Origin of the sequence: Pseudonocardia sp. HH130630-07, assembly GCF_001698125.1 — a bacterium.
Classification (GTDB): domain Bacteria; phylum Actinomycetota; class Actinomycetes; order Mycobacteriales; family Pseudonocardiaceae; genus Pseudonocardia.
The window spans coordinates 1,337,048-1,351,449 of record NZ_CP013854.1 but is presented as its reverse complement, the minus strand read 5'-3'; the positions used below and the strand labels follow the sequence as shown (position 1 = coordinate 1,351,449).

Below are 14,402 nucleotides of genomic sequence, written 5' to 3'. Positions count from 1 at the left end.
TGTTCCGGTGTCCTGGCTCTCCATGGCCTCCCCCGTTCCGGTGACGTTCGCGATAATTCCTATCAGCCTGCTAAAACGGACGCAAGCTGTGACGGATATCGTTGACATCGCTAACGGTGCACGATGGCGGACCCCTTCCGGGCGGCGTCCTGAGCCGTCGGACCTGCGGTAACCGGCGGGCAGGAGAATATGATCTTGCCGTCTCGAAGTGATCTAGTAGATCGAGTCCACGATTACGGAGAGAGACGAAAAATGCTGTTCGCCTTCTGTTCTCGCACGGTTCGGCGATCGTTGAACTACCGAGAGTGACAGATCCGCTCCGTCCCCGGCGGTCGGGTCTACGTCCGGACGATGTGGACCGGCGGCGCGGTCGAGGCGCGCGCGTGCAGCACCGGCGGCGGGTCCGACAGCTCGATGCGCGTCCCCTCCCCGGGCGGGTCCAGCAGCGTGCGCACCGCCAGGGTCCCCACCTCCTGCAGCGGCAGGCTCACCGTCGTGAGCGACGGCACCAGGTGCTCGCTGAGCCAGGTGTCGTGCACCGCCGCGACGGAGACGTCGCCGGGGACCGACAGCCCGTGCGCCGCGGCCGCTCCCAGCATTCCGATCCCGATCAGCGAGTTCCCGGCGACGAGGGCCGTCGGCCGGTCCGGGCCGGGGTGCCGCGCGACCAGCTCGGCCAGTCCGCTGCGGCCGCCCTCGGCCGTCCACTCCGTGTGCACGCGGTCCTCGGCGCGCAGCGTGCGACCGGCACCGGTCAGCGCCGCCTCGACGCCCTCCACACGCGACCTGCTGGTCAACGAGTTCTCCGGACCGGAGACCAGCCCGATCCGCCGGTGGCCGAGCCCGATCAGGTGCTCGGTGAGCAGCCGGGTCGCGGCCCGCTCGTCCGGGAAGACCTGCACCACGGAGCTGCCCTCGGCCGCGGGCGCGTTGACGACCACGGTCGGCAGCGCCCCGGCGATGTCGGCGATCCGCCGGTCGAACTCGCCGTGCCCGCCCTGCACGACGAGCCCGTCCACCCGTCGCCCGCTGACCAGGATGGTGAACGCGGCCTCGTCGTCGAGCAGCTCGTCGACGTCGCCCAGCACCAGGAAGTAGTTGTGCCGCGACGCCTCCGCCCGCGCGCCGCGCATCAGGTCCAGGTAGATCGGGCTGGACAGGTCGTGCACGACGAGCCCGATCAGCCCGGTCCGGTTCACCCGCAGGCTCTGCGCCGCCACGTTGGGGACGTAGCCGAGCCGCTTCGCCGTCTCCAGGATCCGGGACCTGGTCTCCGGCGCGGCCCGGACCGCGGGGTCCCCGTTGAGCACCCGCGAGACCAGGGGGCGCGAGACGCCTGCGGCCGCGGCGACGTCGGCGAGCCGGACCGGCCCGGACGGTGCGGTCGGACGGCTGTCGCGCGGTGCCCGGCTCATACGATCGACTATGCCCGGCGGCGGCCGCCGCGCCGACCGCCGCCTCGGGTGAATCAGGACTCGATGCGTTGGCGCCCAGCGGTCTCCGCGCCGGTGGGCCGGGTCTCCGGCAGCAGGTACATGCCCAGCGCGGACAGGGCGAGCAGGACCGCGCAGTACAGCGACACCAGCCAGGACCCGCCGCCCGCCGAGGCCGTCAGCCAGGCGGCCACGAACGGCAGCGTCCCGCCGACGAGGGCCCCGGTGATCTCCCGGCTGAACGTGACGCCGGTGTAGCGGTAGCGCACCGGGAACAGCTCGGACATGAAACCGGACTGGGCGGCCAGCATCGCGTCGTTGCAGAACGTGAAGATCAGCACGAGGGCGGCCCAGACCAGCACCGGCGTGCCGGTGTCGAGCAGGAAGAAGAACGGGTAGATCAGGACGACGCCGCCGAGTGCGCCCGCGAGGAAGACCGGCCGGCGTCCCACCCGGTCGCTGATCAGACCGGCCACCGGGATCGTGACGAGCTTGATCAGGTTCCCGATGATGATCCCGGTCAGGCCGATCCAGGCCGGTGCGCCGACGCTGGTGCTGAGGTAGGTCAGCGCGTAGACCGACGGCAGGTAGCTGGCCACGTTCGGGCCGATGCTCGCCAGCATCGCCAGCGGGATCGTGCGCCCGGAGCTGCGGAACAGCTCGGCGATGGCGACCCGGGGGACCCGTCCGGCGGCCTTGGTCGCGGTGAACTCCGGGCTCTCCTCGACCCGCAGCCGGATGACGACGCCGGCGATGCTGACCGCGATGCTCAGCAGGAAGGCCACCCGCCAGCCCCAGGAGAGGAACGCCTCGTCCGACAGCGTGGTGTTGAGCAGGGTCAGGACGCCGGTGGCGAGCAGCGCGCCCGCCGCGTTCCCGGCGCCGGGGATGGCCGCGTTCATCCCGCGGGTGCTGCTGTGCGAGTGCTCGGCAGCCAGCAGGGTCGCGCCGGCGTACTCACCGCCGGCCCCGAACCCCTGCAGCACACGCAGGACCACCAGCAGGATCGGCGCGGCCACCCCGATGGCGGCGTAGCCGGGGATCACCCCGATCAGCGTCGAGGAGACGCCCATCAGCACGAGGGTGAGGAAGAGCATCTGCCGCCGGCCGTACCGGTCGCCCAGGGTGCCGATGATCAGGCCGCCGATCGGGCGGGCGAAGAAGCCGACCGCGAACGTCGCGAACGACGTCAGCGTGGCGACCAGCGGATCCTCGGTCGGGAAGAACACGGCCGGGAAGACGAGCGCGCTCGCCGTGCCGTAGAGGGAGAAGTCGTACCACTCCAGGGCGGTGCCCGCGGTGGCACCGACCGTCGCCCGGTTGATCCGCCTGGTCATGGGCTCAGCCTTTCAGTGCGAGACGGACGGAGACGGTCGCGCCGGTCTCGGACCCGTCGGCTCGGTGGGCCGCACCGACCAGGCGGAGGAACCCGCCGAAGTGGCCGACCCTGGTGAACGCGCTGGTGTTCGTCTCGATGACGCCGCCCTCGTCGAGCCAGCGGATGCCGTCGGCACTGAGCTGGGTACGCAGGACGAGCACGTCACCGGGCTCGGGATCGTGCAGGTCGACGAAGAAGATCGCCTCGTCGGCCCAGCCGCACTCGTAGGGATGGGTCTGGATCCGGCCGGGGAAGTGCGCCCGCAGCTCGACGACCGAGGTGTAGAACGTCTTCACGACCGCTGTCCTCCCGCTGCGGAGATCACGACCGAGTCCAGGAACAGCGAGACCCGCCGGTCGGTGTCGGCCTCGACGAAGAACACCGGGTTGAGGAGGCCCTCGATGTCGTCGTAGGCGGGTGCGAGGGTGGGGTGCGCGCCGTCGGGGAAGCGCAGGATCCGCGACCCCACCCGGAACTCCTCGTAGCGGCGGGTGGCGAGGTCGACTGTCAGCGACAGCGGCGTCCAGTTCAGCTTGTCGTCGGACTCGTTGTAGATCAGCCGCTGTCCGCCGTCGGGGAACCAGGTGGTGGCGGCGGTCGAGCCGTCGGCCCGCCGGGCGCCGAACCACTGCGGGTCGATGCCGGCCTTGTGCCAGCCGTCGGCGCCGTAGCTCCACTCCCGGTCGTCGGCGTCGGTCGGGCTGTAGAACTGCCAGCGGCGGACCGGCTCACCGCCGACCGCGTTGACGTAGCGGACGCCCGGCATGTAGCGGTGCTCGCTGTCCTGCAGGTCGACGAACATGCCGAAGGCCCGCAGGTCGTTCACGCCGAGTCCGGGCCGGTCCTGCTCGACCTTGTAGGCGAACAGGGTCTCGATGCGCAGCCGCCGGACCCGGGGCGGGACCGACAGCCGCTTGATCGCGAGCCCCATCGAGCCCGGTGCGGGCGGCTGGTCGGCCGGTGCGGCGGCGGCCCGGCTGGAGATCTTCAGCGAGTAGGTCCCGTTCGCGGAGCCGTGCGTCCCGCCGAAGGCGAACGTCGCCGAGCTGAGCATCGTCGGACCCCAGTGGATCAGGTCGATGTCGTCGGAGTGCTCGCGGAAGTCCGGGGCGACGAAGTTCGGGCGCAGGTCGAGCCAGCCGTTCATCCCGTCGTCGAAGTCGTCGGCGGTGAGGACGCGGGGAAGGGGATCGTAGAACCCGGCGGCGGTCAGGGGCATCTGGTTCTCGCGGTCCGATCTGTGGATGGAGCGGCATGAACAATCGATTTATCACTTGTAGACCTGCGGGCCGGGACTGTCAAGGCCGACCGACATGTCGCCCGTCCCGCTCGGGTCGTCCGGCTCCGGGGTGCTGACGACGTGCCGCCCGGACCGCACCGGTGGAACCACAACATCCACTACCACCGCCTGGTGCTCGACGCCGTCCCGGCGCACGCGCGCACCGCCCTGGACGTCGGGACCGGCAACGGCCTGCTCGCCGCCGAGCTGGCGCGCCGGGTCCCCGACGTCACCGGCATCGACGTCGACGCGCCGGTGCTGGACTCCGCCCGGCGCGAGGACGGCTCGGTCCGCTGGGTGCACGGCGACGTCCGCACCCACCCGTTCCCGCCGGCGTCGTTCGACGTCGTCGCCTCGATCGCGACGCTGCACCACCTGCCGGAGCCGGAGCAGGCGTTCGCGCGGCTCGCGGAGCTGACCGCGCCGGGCGGCGTGCTCGTGGTCGTCGGGCTCGCGCGGTCGACGACCCCGGCGGACGCGGTGTTCGTGCTGGCCGGGACCGTGCAGCACGCCGTGCTCAGCCGTCGGTACGGGTTCTGGGAGCACTCCGCGCCGGCGGTCTGGCCCCCGCCGCACAGCTACCGCGAGGTGCGTGCCGGGGCCGTCGCGGCGCTCCCCGGCTGCCGGTGGCGGCACCTGCCGCTGTGGCGGTACGCGGTGGTGTGGAACGCTCCGAGGGTGTGACCGGTGCCATGCCTCACCCCGTCGGCGTAATTTCTCGGCGCCGGGCGTTACTCCAGACGGGCCATGTCGTTGAGCAGGTCGACGAACGTCTCCGGAGAGCCGTCCTTTGCGATCATCACTCGCGACGCGCCGGGGGCGTGTTTCGTGGTGCCGCTCGACGATTGATATGCGGCGAGCGGTTCACCGGCACCGGGGGATCGGCTCAGTCCGGGCTGCTCCGGGTGGTGCATCCACGCAGGTCACCCGCCAAGGGTGACGGTGTCGCCCGGACCGCTGTCGCGGGCGTCCGGGCAGTAGGACGCCGCGCGGCGCCGCGCGTTGCCCCGATGTGATCTGCGCCTCGTCGGGCCGCGGCAAGATCACGAACGGCGACCGGCCGTCACTTATACGGAGAGTGGCTATCCGACAGATGGCGGACAGCACTGGGTGTAGTTGATCAACGTCGATCGGTCGCCGCGAAAGCCACAAAACGTACAAAATGGGTAACTCTGGAGGGGTGCACCGCTCGGACGAGTGAGAGATCCGTACGTTCTGTGGCACCTGGCCGTGACACTGCGTGCACTACCGGCGGTGACCCCGGCGGTCGGGCCAACAGAACAGAAGGAGTGCCATGAACGCCCCCGAGACGACGTCCCCCTCTCGCCGCACCCTGCGGCGCGTCGCCACCGTCGGCGCCCTGTCGGTCCCGCTCGCACTCGGCTCGGCCGGCCTCGCCTTCGCCGGTGACTACGGCGACGGCGGGCACGACAAGGACCGTGACTGCAGCCCGTCCTCCGCCTCGCAGAAGGGCGGCCTGCTGGGTCTCGACGCCGCCGTCGACCCGGCCCTGAACCTCGGCGGGATCGCCAACAGCGGCCCGGTCTCCCAGCACACCACCACCGTGGACCGCTCGAACTCGGGCATCGTCCAGTCCGGGTGCGGTGCCGGTGACGCCGTGCAGGTCGACGACCTGGTCGGCCTCGGCCTGGACGTCAGCCCGGCCGCCAACATCGGCGGCATCCTCAACTCGGGCTCCGTCGAGCAGTCGACGACCACCGTCGACGAGTCCAACAGCGGTGTCCTGCAGTCCGGCTCGGGCAAGCACGGCCACGGCGGCGGCTACGCCTCCCAGAAGGGCGGCCTGCTCGACATCGACGCCTCGATCAGCCCCACCCTGAACATCGGCGGGCTGCTGTCCGGTGGCCCGGTCTCGCAGTCCACCACCTCGGTGGACCAGAGCAACTCCGGGATCGTCCAGGGCTGAGTCCCTGGTGCGTGAGGCACGTGCCGCCCGGGCCGCTGGACCCGGCCCGGGCGGCACGGCCGAACGGAACCACCGAGCGCACTCAGAAGTCCCGCCGGACCAGCATCCGCCACGCCCACCCGGCAGCGACCTCCGGGGCGGGCAACGGATCGTGCTCCAGCCAGCTCGACGCCACCCCGAGCAGCGACCAGGCCATCCCGGCGGCGAAGACGTCCACCGGGATCCCCGCGTCGTCCTCGGTGAAACCCAGCCGGCGGGCGGTGTCGGCCACGAACTCCTGCATCCAGCGCCGCATCCCGGCGGCCGCGTCCGGGGCCGCCGCCCCGCCCAGTGCCTGCCGGTAGAGCGTCGCGTGGTCGGCCACGTGGGCGAACCAGCGCAGCAGGGCGGCCGGGGGGTCGGGCCCGACGTCGGTCGTCACCAGGTCGGACAGGTCGGCACCGGCGGCCCGGGCCTGCGCGCGCAGCGCGGCCGCGAGCAACGCCTCCTTGTCGCCGTAGTGCTGGTAGAAGCTGCTGCGGTTGACCCCGGCACGCTCCGCGACGTCCGCCACGGAGATCGACTCCAACGGGTGGTCCCTGGCGAGGGCGAGCAACGCGTCCTGCAGTCGCCTGCGCGTGCGTACCACCCTGGGATCCACCGCGGCATCCTCCCAAAGGGGACGGTGTCGTGTCGCTGCGTGTCGGCCGCGCACCCGGTCCCGGCGCACCGGCCGTCGGGCCGCTGCTAGGTTCGCCCTCCGGTCCCGACCCCGGAGGTGCGCGTGACGGATCCGTCGATCACCGTGCGGGAGTTGGGATCCGACGACTGGGCGACCTGGCGCGATCTCCGGCTGGCCGCGCTCGCCGAGGCTCCGCACGCGTTCCACAGCAGGCTCGAGGATTGGCTCGGGGCCGGTGCGGACGAGTGGCGCGCCCGGCTGGCCGCGCCCGGCCGGTACCTCGTCGCCGAGCTCGACGGCCGTCCGTGCGCCCAGGTCGTGGCCGTCCCGCCGGACGAGGACGGCATCGCGGACCTCATCGCGCTCTGGACCGCACCGCACGCCCGCGGGACCGGGGTCTCCGACGCCCTGATCGACGCGGTGCTCGACCGGGCGGCGCGCTGGGGCGCGGTGCGGCTGGCCCTGCACGTCGTGGTCGGCAACGAGCGGGCCGCCGCGCTCTACCGCAGGCACGGGTTCGTCGACCTCGGCCGGGTCGAGCGCCCCGACGGCATCACCGAGCACCGCATGGAGCGCGCCGTCCCCCGGGCCTCGCGGATCCGATCGACGACCTGCTGAACGGTCCCGGCGCGGCCGGAACTGTCGGTGGTCGGCCGTAGCGTCCGCGCCATGCCCGCCGCCCTGCACCCGGTCCTCCCGGCGCCCGCCCTGCCCGAGGTGGCGGCCGCGCTGCGGGCGTCCTGGGGGCGGGACACCTGCGACGAGGCCGATGCGGGCGACTGGGACCCCGCCGTCCCGGCCCGGGGCCAGTGCGGGGCGACCGCGCTCGTGCTGCACGACCTGTTCGGCGGCGAGCTCCTGCTCGCCGAGGTGTGGCTGGCCGACGGCCGGCTGCAGGGCTACCACTGGTGGAACCGGCTGCCCGGCGGCGCCGAGGTCGATCTCACCCGGGAGCAGTTCGCCCCGGGGGAGACGGTGCAGCCACCGCGGCCGGTGCCGCGCCCGCCGGGTCCGCCCCGGCGCTGCGCCGCGCAGTACGCGCTGCTGCGCCGGCGCGTGCGGGCCCGGCTGGGCGCGGGCGGGCGGGGGTGAGCGCCCCGCCCGGCGGCCCCGGCTCAGCGCCGCCCGCGGCGGACGGCGTCGGCCAGGGTGCCGAGCAGCTCGTCGGTCGTGTCCCACGACATGCAGGCGTCGGTCACGGACCGGCCGCGCACCATGTCCGGGCCGAGCTCCTGGCGGCCGGCCTCCAGGAAGCTCTCCATCATCAGCCCGTGCACGCCGCGCTCGCCGTCCGCGATCCGCTGCGCCAGCTCCCCGACGACGACGGCCTGCCGCTCGTGGTCCTTGCCGCTGTTGCCGTGGCTGGCGTCGACCACGACCCGCTCCGGCAGCCCGGCGCCACGCACGGCCGCCCCGGCCGCGGCGACGTCGGCGGCCGAGTAGTTGGGCCGGGTCCCGCCCCGCAGGATCACGTGGGTGTCCGGGTTGCCGGTGGTCGTCACCAGCCCGGCGAGCCCGTCGGCGTTGACCCCCATGAACACGTGCGACGCGGCGGCGGCCCGCATCCCGTCGATCGCGGCGCGGACGTCGCCGTCGGTGGCGTTCTTGATCCCGACCGGCATCGACAGCCCGCTCACCAGCTGCCGGTGCACCTGGCTCTCCGCGGTCCGGGCGCCGATCGAGCCCCAGGTCACCACGTCCGCGATGTACTGCGGGGTGATCGGGTCCAGGAACTCGCACCCGACCGGAAGGCCCAGCGCGGAGACGTCGAGCAGGAGCTGCCGCGCGGTCCGCAGGCCACGGTTCACGTCGAAGGTGCCGTCCAGGCCCGGGTCGTTGATCAGACCCTTCCAGCCGACCGTGGTGCGCGGCTTCTCGAAGTAGGTCCGCATGACGACGCACAGCTCACCGGAGAGTTCCCCGGCGCGCGCCGCGAGCCGCTGCGCGTAGTCGAGCGCGGCCTCGGGGTCGTGCACCGAGCACGGTCCGACGACCACCAGGAGCCGGTCGTCGGAGCCGTCGAGCACGCCGGTCACCGCGGCCCGGCCGTCGGTGACGGTCCGGGCGACCTCCGGTGTGGCCGGATGGTCGTGCCGCAGCAGGGCGGGGGAGATGAGCGGGCTGATCCGCTCGATGCGCCGGTCGTCCAGCGGGGCGTCGATCAGTGCAGCGGGGCGGTTGTTCATGGGGGACGGTCGTCCTCTCCCGGCGGACCGCCCAGGATCATCTCGCCCGAGCCGGTCCATGGTGCCGGCTCGTGGGGGTGGGGGTCAGCGCGCTACCGCGCCGGCCGACCCATCCCGGGCCGGCTGGCGAAACCAGTAGTAGTAGGCGCGCAGCACGATCCGACCGTACCCCACCGACCGGTCGCCGCACGATCACGTGCCCGCAGCCCGGGCGTGGTACCACCGGGACATGCGGATCGCCCTGGCCCAGATCGCGTCCACCACGGACCCGGAGGAGAACCTGGCCGAGGTCGGCCGGCGGGTGGCCGAGGCCGCCGCGGCCGGTGCGCGGGTGCTCGTGCTCCCCGAGGCGACGATGTGCCGGTTCGGGGTGGCGCTGGGCCCGGTCGCCGAGCCGTTCGACGGTCCGTGGGTGACCCGGGTGCGCGAGCTGGCCGACGCGTCGGGGATCACGGTGGTCGCCGGGATGTTCACGCCGTCCGGGGACGGCCGGGTGCACAACACGCTGCTGGTCACCGGGGCCGGGGTCGAGGCCCGCTACGACAAGGTCCACCTGTTCGACGCGTTCGGGTTCGCCGAGTCCGACACGGTGGCGCCCGGCACGGAGCCGGTCACCGTCGACGTCCCGGACCCGATCACCGGTGACCCGGTCCGGCTGGGCCTGTCCACCTGCTACGACGTCCGGTTCCCCGGGCTGTACCAGCGGCTGGCCGACGCCGGGGCCGCGGTGCTGCTCGTCCCGGCGTCCTGGGGCGCGGGGGAGGGCAAGCGCGAGCAGTGGGAGCTGCTGGTGCGGGCCCGTGCGCTCGACACCGGGTCCTTCGTGCTCGCCTGCGACCAGGCCGACCCCACGACGGTCGGGCGCGAGCACGGGAAGGCCCCGACCGGGATCGGGTTCAGCATGGTGGCGGGCCCGCTCGGCGAGGTCGTCGACACCCTCGGCGCGGAGCCGGGCCTGCTGGTGACCGACGTCGACCCCGCGGCCGCAGCCCACGTCCGCACCCGGATCCCCGTCCTGGCCAACCGCCGCTTCTGAGCCCCCGGGCCCCTCCCGCGCCGATTCCACCCATGGAGCCAGAGCCTCGTCTCACGAGGCCGAAGCTCCATGAGTGCGACGCCAGGGGTGGGGGCCGGCCCCGCCCCGGCTGCACTCATGGAGCATAAGCCCGGTGCCGCCGGGCCCAAGCTCCATGAGTGCGACCGGGGGCGGGTGTGGGAGTGCGGGCAGGGCCGGTGGCGGCGGCCCGGCGGCGCTCGGCGAGCAGGGTGCGGAGCACCCGGGCACCGTCGGCGAACGTACGCAGGTTGGTGTCGCCGAACATGCGCAGGCGCTCCACCGACGGCACCTCGGTGATGGTCAGCCCGGCGGCCGCGATCCGGGTGTTGATCACCGTCTCGATCTCGAACCCGTCGCCCCAGAGCATCCCGCCGGCCGGCGCCGGTGCCGCCACCGGCGGCAGGTCCAGGGTCGGCAGGATGAACCGTCCCGGCTTCTCTGCCGCTCCGTTGTGAGCAGGCTGAGAGGATGGGTGTCGTGCCCAAGAAGATCGACCCAGCGGTTCGGAGCCAGGCTGTGCGTCTGGTGACCGAGCATCGTTCGGCGTACTCGACCGAGCGTGCCGTGCATGTCCAGGTCGCTGAGTCACTCGGGGTGTCGCGTGAGTCCGTGCGTCGCTGGGTGTCCCAGCACGACGTCGACACCGGCGTCGTAGCGGGCGTGACCAGCGATGACCGCGAGGAGCTGCGGCGGTTGCGGGCGGAGAACAAGCGCCTGCGCGAGGTCAACGAGGTCCTCAAGTCGGCGACGATTTTCTTCGTGGGGGAGCTCGACCCCCGAAACCGCTGATCGTCGCGTTCGTCGATCAGATGCGGGCTGCTGGTCATGCCGTCGAGTCGATCCTTGCTGCCCTCAACACCCTGGGGCTCACGATCGCGGCACGAACCTTGCGGGCCTGGTGCGCTCGGACCGGCACCAGGAACGGCGCCGCCGGCCGGGTCGCGGCCCGGACCGTCACCGACGCCCTGGTCGAAGACGCCGTCCGTGCGGCGGCGTTCACCACCAACCGCGCCGGCGAACCGGTGCTGGCCCCAGAGGGACTTTATGGGCGTCGCAAGATGCTGGCCCTGATCCGTCGAACGGTGCTGCCCGAGGCTGGGTTCGGAGCGGTCGACCGGGCGATGCGCTCGGTGGGGCTGGCCGGAGTGGTCCGCGGGAAACGGCCGCGCACGACCATCCCGGACTCGACCGCCCAGCGGGCCGCTGATCTGCTCGACCGCAACTTCACCGCCTCAGCACCCGACAGCAAGTGGGTCACCGACTTCACCTACGTGCGCACGTATCAGTCGTTCACCTACGTGGCGTTCATCGTGGACTGCTTCTCGCAGAAGATCGTGGGCTGGCACGCCGCGCTCACTCGTGACGTCGAGCTGGTGGACGTGCCGTTACGGATGGCGCTGTGGCGACGTGCCCACGAGGGCAAAGCCGTGGCCCGGGACCAGCTGATCTGCCATTCCGATGCCGGGTCGCAATATACGAGTCTGCGGTTCACCGAGCACCTGCACCTCGAGGGCATACGGCCCTCGGTCGGCAGCGTCGGCGACGCCTACGACAACGCCCTGATGGAGACCATCAACGGCTTCTACAAGGCCGAATGCATCCGCACCCGAGTCTTCCACGACGGCCCCTACCGCACGATCGCCGACGTCGAGTACGCCACCGCCAGCTGGGTCGAGTGGTACAACAACCGCCGACTGCACTCAAGTCTGGGCATGATCAGCCCCACCGAGTTCGAGGCAGCCCACTACGCTGACACAGAACCATCGGCCAGATGATCACTGGCCACCAAACCACCGGCAGTAAAGCCACCGCAGGGCCCGGTGCTCGCGGGCCCGCGGCTCCGGCGACCCCGGGGCCAGGGTCGCGGTGCGGATGCGCAGCACCCGGCGGCCGATCGGCAGGTCCGTCCCGATCCGGTCCCCCGCGACGATCCGGGTGTCCAGCTCCTCCACGCACTCGCGGGCCAGTGCCTCCGGTTCCGTCTCCCCCGGCTCGACACCGCCGCCGGGGAGCTCCCACCGCCCGGCGAGCTCGGCCGGGTAGGAGCGCTGGGCCACGAGCAGCCGTCCGTCGCGGACGATCGCCGCGCCGACCACGACCGGCGCCCGGCCGAGCTCGGCGACCCGCCGGGCCACGGCGTCGCGGCGCGCGGCGAGCAGCCGGGCGGCGACGCGGCGCAGCAGCGGGTCGCTGATCCGCCCGGCCGCGCCGAGCGGCGGCGACCACACGAGCTCGTCCTGCATCAGGGTCCCGCCCGCGTCCCCCGGCGAGAGCCGCGTCGCGTGCCGCAGGACCCGCACCGGACCGGCGGCCCGCGCCGAGTGCAGCCCGCCCGTCCCGGCCACGGTGATCCGGGTGCGGATCGCCGGACCGCCGCGGGGCAGGCCGATCCGGACCTCGTCCCCGGCGACCAGCAGCCCGGCCGGCGCGGTGAGCCGCACCCCGATCCCGGCGACGGCACCGGCCGCCGTCGACGTCTCCCGGAGCACCCCGGCGACCAGGGCCTGCGGACCGTCCACGTGACTGTCGAGGCTCAGCACCGGCACCGGCCGATCCTCCCAAGCCGGGCGGCCGCCCGGCCCGACGGGCAGGATTTCGCACGGATATCGCCGAATCGCTGCGCTCGCGGCCACCGGCGGTCAGGCTGGTGCCGTGCAGCAGCAGACCCGGGGCGCCCCCGCGGCGCCGGGCCCGTCCGGCAGGCCGCCCGCCGTACGGGCCATCGGGCTGGGCCGCGACTTCGGTCACGTGCGGGCCGTGGACACCATCGACCTGGACGTGCCGATGGGCTCGGTGCTGGGCCTGCTCGGCCCGAACGGCGCCGGCAAGACGACGTTGATGCGGATGCTGCTGGGCCTGCTCAGCCCCAGCACCGGCGCGGTCGAGCTGCTCGGGAGGCAGCTGCCGTGGCGGGCGGCCGAGGTGCTCCCGCACGTCGGCGCGATGATCGAGGGGCCGGCGGCGCACCCGCACCGCACCGGACGGCAGAACCTCCTGCGGTACGCGGCGGCCGAACCGCTGCTGGACACCGCGCGGATCCCGGCGGCGGTCGGGGCCGTGCTCGCCCGGGTCGGGCTGTCCGACGTCGCCGACCGCAAGGTCCGCGAGTACTCACTGGGCATGCGGCAGCGGCTGGGTCTGGCGGTGCCGCTGCTGGCCCGGCGCCGGCTGGTGGTGCTGGACGAGCCGACCAACGGCCTCGACCCCGCCGGCACCCGCGACGTCCGGCGGCTGATCGCGGAGATGAACGCCGCGGGGGCGACGGTCATCGTGAGTTCGCACCTGCTCGCCGAGATCGAGGCGACCTGTACCCACGTCGCGGTGCTGCAGGCCGGCCGGCTCATCACCGCCGGCCCGCTGCGCGAGCTGCTCGACGCCGGCCCCGGACGGCTGGTCGTCACCACACCGGACCGGGAGCTGGCGGTGCGGGCCCTGCTCGACCGGGGCGTCGACGCCGAACCCGGTCCGGACGGGCGGGTGCACGTCGGCCCGGGGCCCGGCGCTCCGGACGTGGTCGCGCTGCTGGTGCACGCCGGCGTCGCGGTGCACGAGGTCACCCGGCCGACGGCCCGGCTGGAGGAGGTGTTCGCCCGCCTCACCGGCGCGGCCGGACCGGACCCGACGGGCACCGCGGTCGCCGGCTCGTCATGGGCCGACCGGTGAACGCGGGCCGACCGGGGCCGGGCGGTCCGGGCCGGGCCGCGCCCCGCCCGCGGCGCCGGACCGCCGCACCGCTGCCCCGGCTGCTGCGCTCGGAGCTGGACCTGGCCCTGGTGCGGCCGCGCACCGTCGTCGTGCTCGTCACCGCCGCGGTCGTGCCGGTGCTCGCCGTGCTGGCGCTCGCCGGGGCGGGCGAGCCGCTCGCACACGCGCTCGGGGTCCTGACGATCGCGATGTCCGAACCGGCTGCGTTCTCGCTCGCGATGCCGGTCGTGCTCGTCGCGGCGGACGCGTTCGCCACCGAGCGCGGTCGGGGCACGCTGGACGGGCTGCGGCTGTCCCCGGTCGGGCCGGGCAGGTTGCTGCTGCTCAAGGCGTCCGCCGTGCTCTGCACCGCCGTCGTCACCGCGCTCGTCGTCACCGGGATCTCGGTGCTCGTGGGGTCGGTGGTGCTGGGGACCGGGCCGTTCGGGGCCGGCGGCACGATCGGGCGGGCGCTGCTGCTCGCCGGGTGGATCGCGGTCCAGCTGACCGGTCTCGGGATGCTGCTGCTGGCCGTGTCCGCCGCGGTGCGGCGCTCGGTGGCCGTCGTCGCGATCGGGCTCGCCGCGGTGACCGTGGCCCCGCTGGCCGCGGTCGTCTGGCCGCCGGTGGCCCCGGTGCTGCCGTCGGGGCACTGGCACGAGGTGCTGGCGCAGGTCATGGACGCCGCCGTCGGCACCGGGGCACTGTGGGCGACGACCGCCCGGGCCGCCGGGTTCGCCGTCGCGGGCGCGGGCATCGTCGTGTACCTGCTGACCCGCCGCGACGGCTGAGCCGCT

Annotated in this window: 16 protein-coding genes; 8 read left to right on the top strand and 8 right to left on the bottom strand. The window is 73.5% G+C overall.

The window, feature by feature from the left end; genetic code table 11:
- Positions 1–338: 338 nt before the first annotated feature.
- The 4 genes from AFB00_RS06460 to AFB00_RS06445 are packed head-to-tail and all read right to left on the bottom strand — an operon-like array spanning position 339 to position 4,030.
- On the bottom strand, positions 339–1,415 hold the full coding sequence (locus AFB00_RS06460; RefSeq protein ID WP_068796473.1) for a LacI family DNA-binding transcriptional regulator: 1,077 nt from the start codon (positions 1,413–1,415) through the stop codon (positions 339–341).
- Between the two features lie 53 nt (positions 1,416–1,468).
- Complete coding sequence (locus tag AFB00_RS06455; protein WP_068796472.1) at positions 1,469–2,770, bottom strand: MFS transporter; 1,302 nt, start codon at positions 2,768–2,770, stop codon at positions 1,469–1,471.
- A 4-nt stretch (positions 2,771–2,774) separates the two neighbouring features.
- Positions 2,775–3,107 carry a hypothetical protein gene (locus AFB00_RS06450; RefSeq protein WP_068796471.1) on the bottom strand — a complete coding sequence of 111 codons (333 nt, stop codon included), beginning with the start codon at positions 3,105–3,107 and terminating at the stop codon, positions 2,775–2,777.
- Positions 3,104–4,030, bottom strand: a complete 927-nt coding sequence (locus tag AFB00_RS06445; RefSeq protein WP_068796470.1) for a DUF6772 family protein — start codon at positions 4,028–4,030, stop codon at positions 3,104–3,106. The genes AFB00_RS06450 and AFB00_RS06445 overlap by 4 nt, the downstream gene beginning before the upstream one ends.
- Before the next feature lie 141 nt (positions 4,031–4,171).
- On the opposite strand from AFB00_RS06445, the gene AFB00_RS06440 reads away from it, so the two are divergent.
- Both AFB00_RS06440 and AFB00_RS06435 read left to right on the top strand, forming a co-directional pair.
- Positions 4,172–4,774: a class I SAM-dependent methyltransferase gene (locus AFB00_RS06440; RefSeq protein WP_068796469.1), complete on the top strand. Its 603-nt coding sequence runs from the start codon at positions 4,172–4,174 to the stop codon at positions 4,772–4,774.
- Between the two features lie 610 nt (positions 4,775–5,384).
- On the top strand, positions 5,385–6,017 hold the full coding sequence (locus AFB00_RS06435; protein ID WP_068796468.1) for a hypothetical protein: 633 nt from the start codon (positions 5,385–5,387) through the stop codon (positions 6,015–6,017).
- Between the two features lie 82 nt (positions 6,018–6,099).
- On the opposite strand, the gene AFB00_RS33875 is transcribed toward AFB00_RS06435, so the two are convergent.
- Positions 6,100–6,657, bottom strand: coding sequence for a TetR/AcrR family transcriptional regulator (locus AFB00_RS33875; RefSeq protein ID WP_068796467.1), 558 nt, complete (start codon positions 6,655–6,657; stop codon positions 6,100–6,102).
- A gap of 123 nt (positions 6,658–6,780) precedes the next feature.
- On the opposite strand from AFB00_RS33875, the gene AFB00_RS06425 reads away from it, so the two are divergent.
- The gene (locus tag AFB00_RS06425) at positions 6,781–7,296 is read left to right on the top strand and encodes a GNAT family N-acetyltransferase (protein ID WP_197519768.1); all 516 of its coding nucleotides are present in this window, start codon (positions 6,781–6,783) and stop codon (positions 7,294–7,296) included.
- Positions 7,297–7,347: 51 nt separating this feature from the next.
- Positions 7,348–7,770 carry a YunG family protein gene (locus tag AFB00_RS06420; RefSeq protein WP_068800058.1) on the top strand — a complete coding sequence of 141 codons (423 nt, stop codon included), beginning with the start codon at positions 7,348–7,350 and terminating at the stop codon, positions 7,768–7,770.
- A gap of 23 nt (positions 7,771–7,793) precedes the next feature.
- Here the strand turns inward: AFB00_RS06420 and AFB00_RS06415 are convergent, their stop codons facing one another.
- Positions 7,794–8,864: a 3-deoxy-7-phosphoheptulonate synthase gene (locus tag AFB00_RS06415; RefSeq protein WP_068796466.1), complete on the bottom strand. Its 1,071-nt coding sequence runs from the start codon at positions 8,862–8,864 to the stop codon at positions 7,794–7,796.
- Positions 8,865–9,093: 229 nt separating this feature from the next.
- Here AFB00_RS06415 and AFB00_RS06410 point away from each other — a divergent pair, with 229 nt between their 5' ends.
- Positions 9,094–9,900 carry a carbon-nitrogen hydrolase family protein gene (locus tag AFB00_RS06410; protein ID WP_068800057.1) on the top strand — a complete coding sequence of 269 codons (807 nt, stop codon included), beginning with the start codon at positions 9,094–9,096 and terminating at the stop codon, positions 9,898–9,900.
- Between the two features lie 115 nt (positions 9,901–10,015).
- On the opposite strand, the gene AFB00_RS06405 is transcribed toward AFB00_RS06410, so the two are convergent.
- Entirely contained in the window at positions 10,016–10,315 is a 300-nt protein-coding gene (locus tag AFB00_RS06405) for a hypothetical protein (protein WP_068796465.1), read from the bottom strand.
- Between the two features lie 83 nt (positions 10,316–10,398).
- On the opposite strand from AFB00_RS06405, the gene AFB00_RS06395 reads away from it, so the two are divergent.
- Positions 10,399–11,696 (top strand): IS3 family transposase gene (locus AFB00_RS06395; protein ID WP_156819410.1). Its coding sequence is split into 2 segments (ribosomal slippage): positions 10,399–10,672 and positions 10,672–11,696, totalling 1,299 coding nucleotides; the frame shifts between segments, so codons are not numbered across the junction.
- Here the strand turns inward: AFB00_RS06395 and AFB00_RS34630 are convergent.
- Positions 11,697–12,467: an NUDIX domain-containing protein gene (locus AFB00_RS34630; protein WP_068796463.1), complete on the bottom strand. Its 771-nt coding sequence runs from the start codon at positions 12,465–12,467 to the stop codon at positions 11,697–11,699.
- A gap of 106 nt (positions 12,468–12,573) precedes the next feature.
- On the opposite strand from AFB00_RS34630, the gene AFB00_RS06385 reads away from it, so the two are divergent.
- Together AFB00_RS06385 and AFB00_RS06380 are read left to right on the top strand one after the other, a co-directional pair.
- A complete protein-coding gene (locus AFB00_RS06385) occupies positions 12,574–13,584 on the top strand; it encodes an ABC transporter ATP-binding protein (RefSeq protein WP_068796462.1) in 1,011 nt (336 codons plus the stop codon).
- Positions 13,581–14,396 (top strand): ABC transporter permease, encoded by an 816-nt coding sequence (locus AFB00_RS06380; RefSeq protein WP_197519767.1) that lies wholly within the window; start codon positions 13,581–13,583, stop codon positions 14,394–14,396. Before AFB00_RS06385 ends, AFB00_RS06380 begins: the two co-directional genes overlap by 4 nt.
- Positions 14,397–14,402 lie beyond the last annotated feature (6 nt).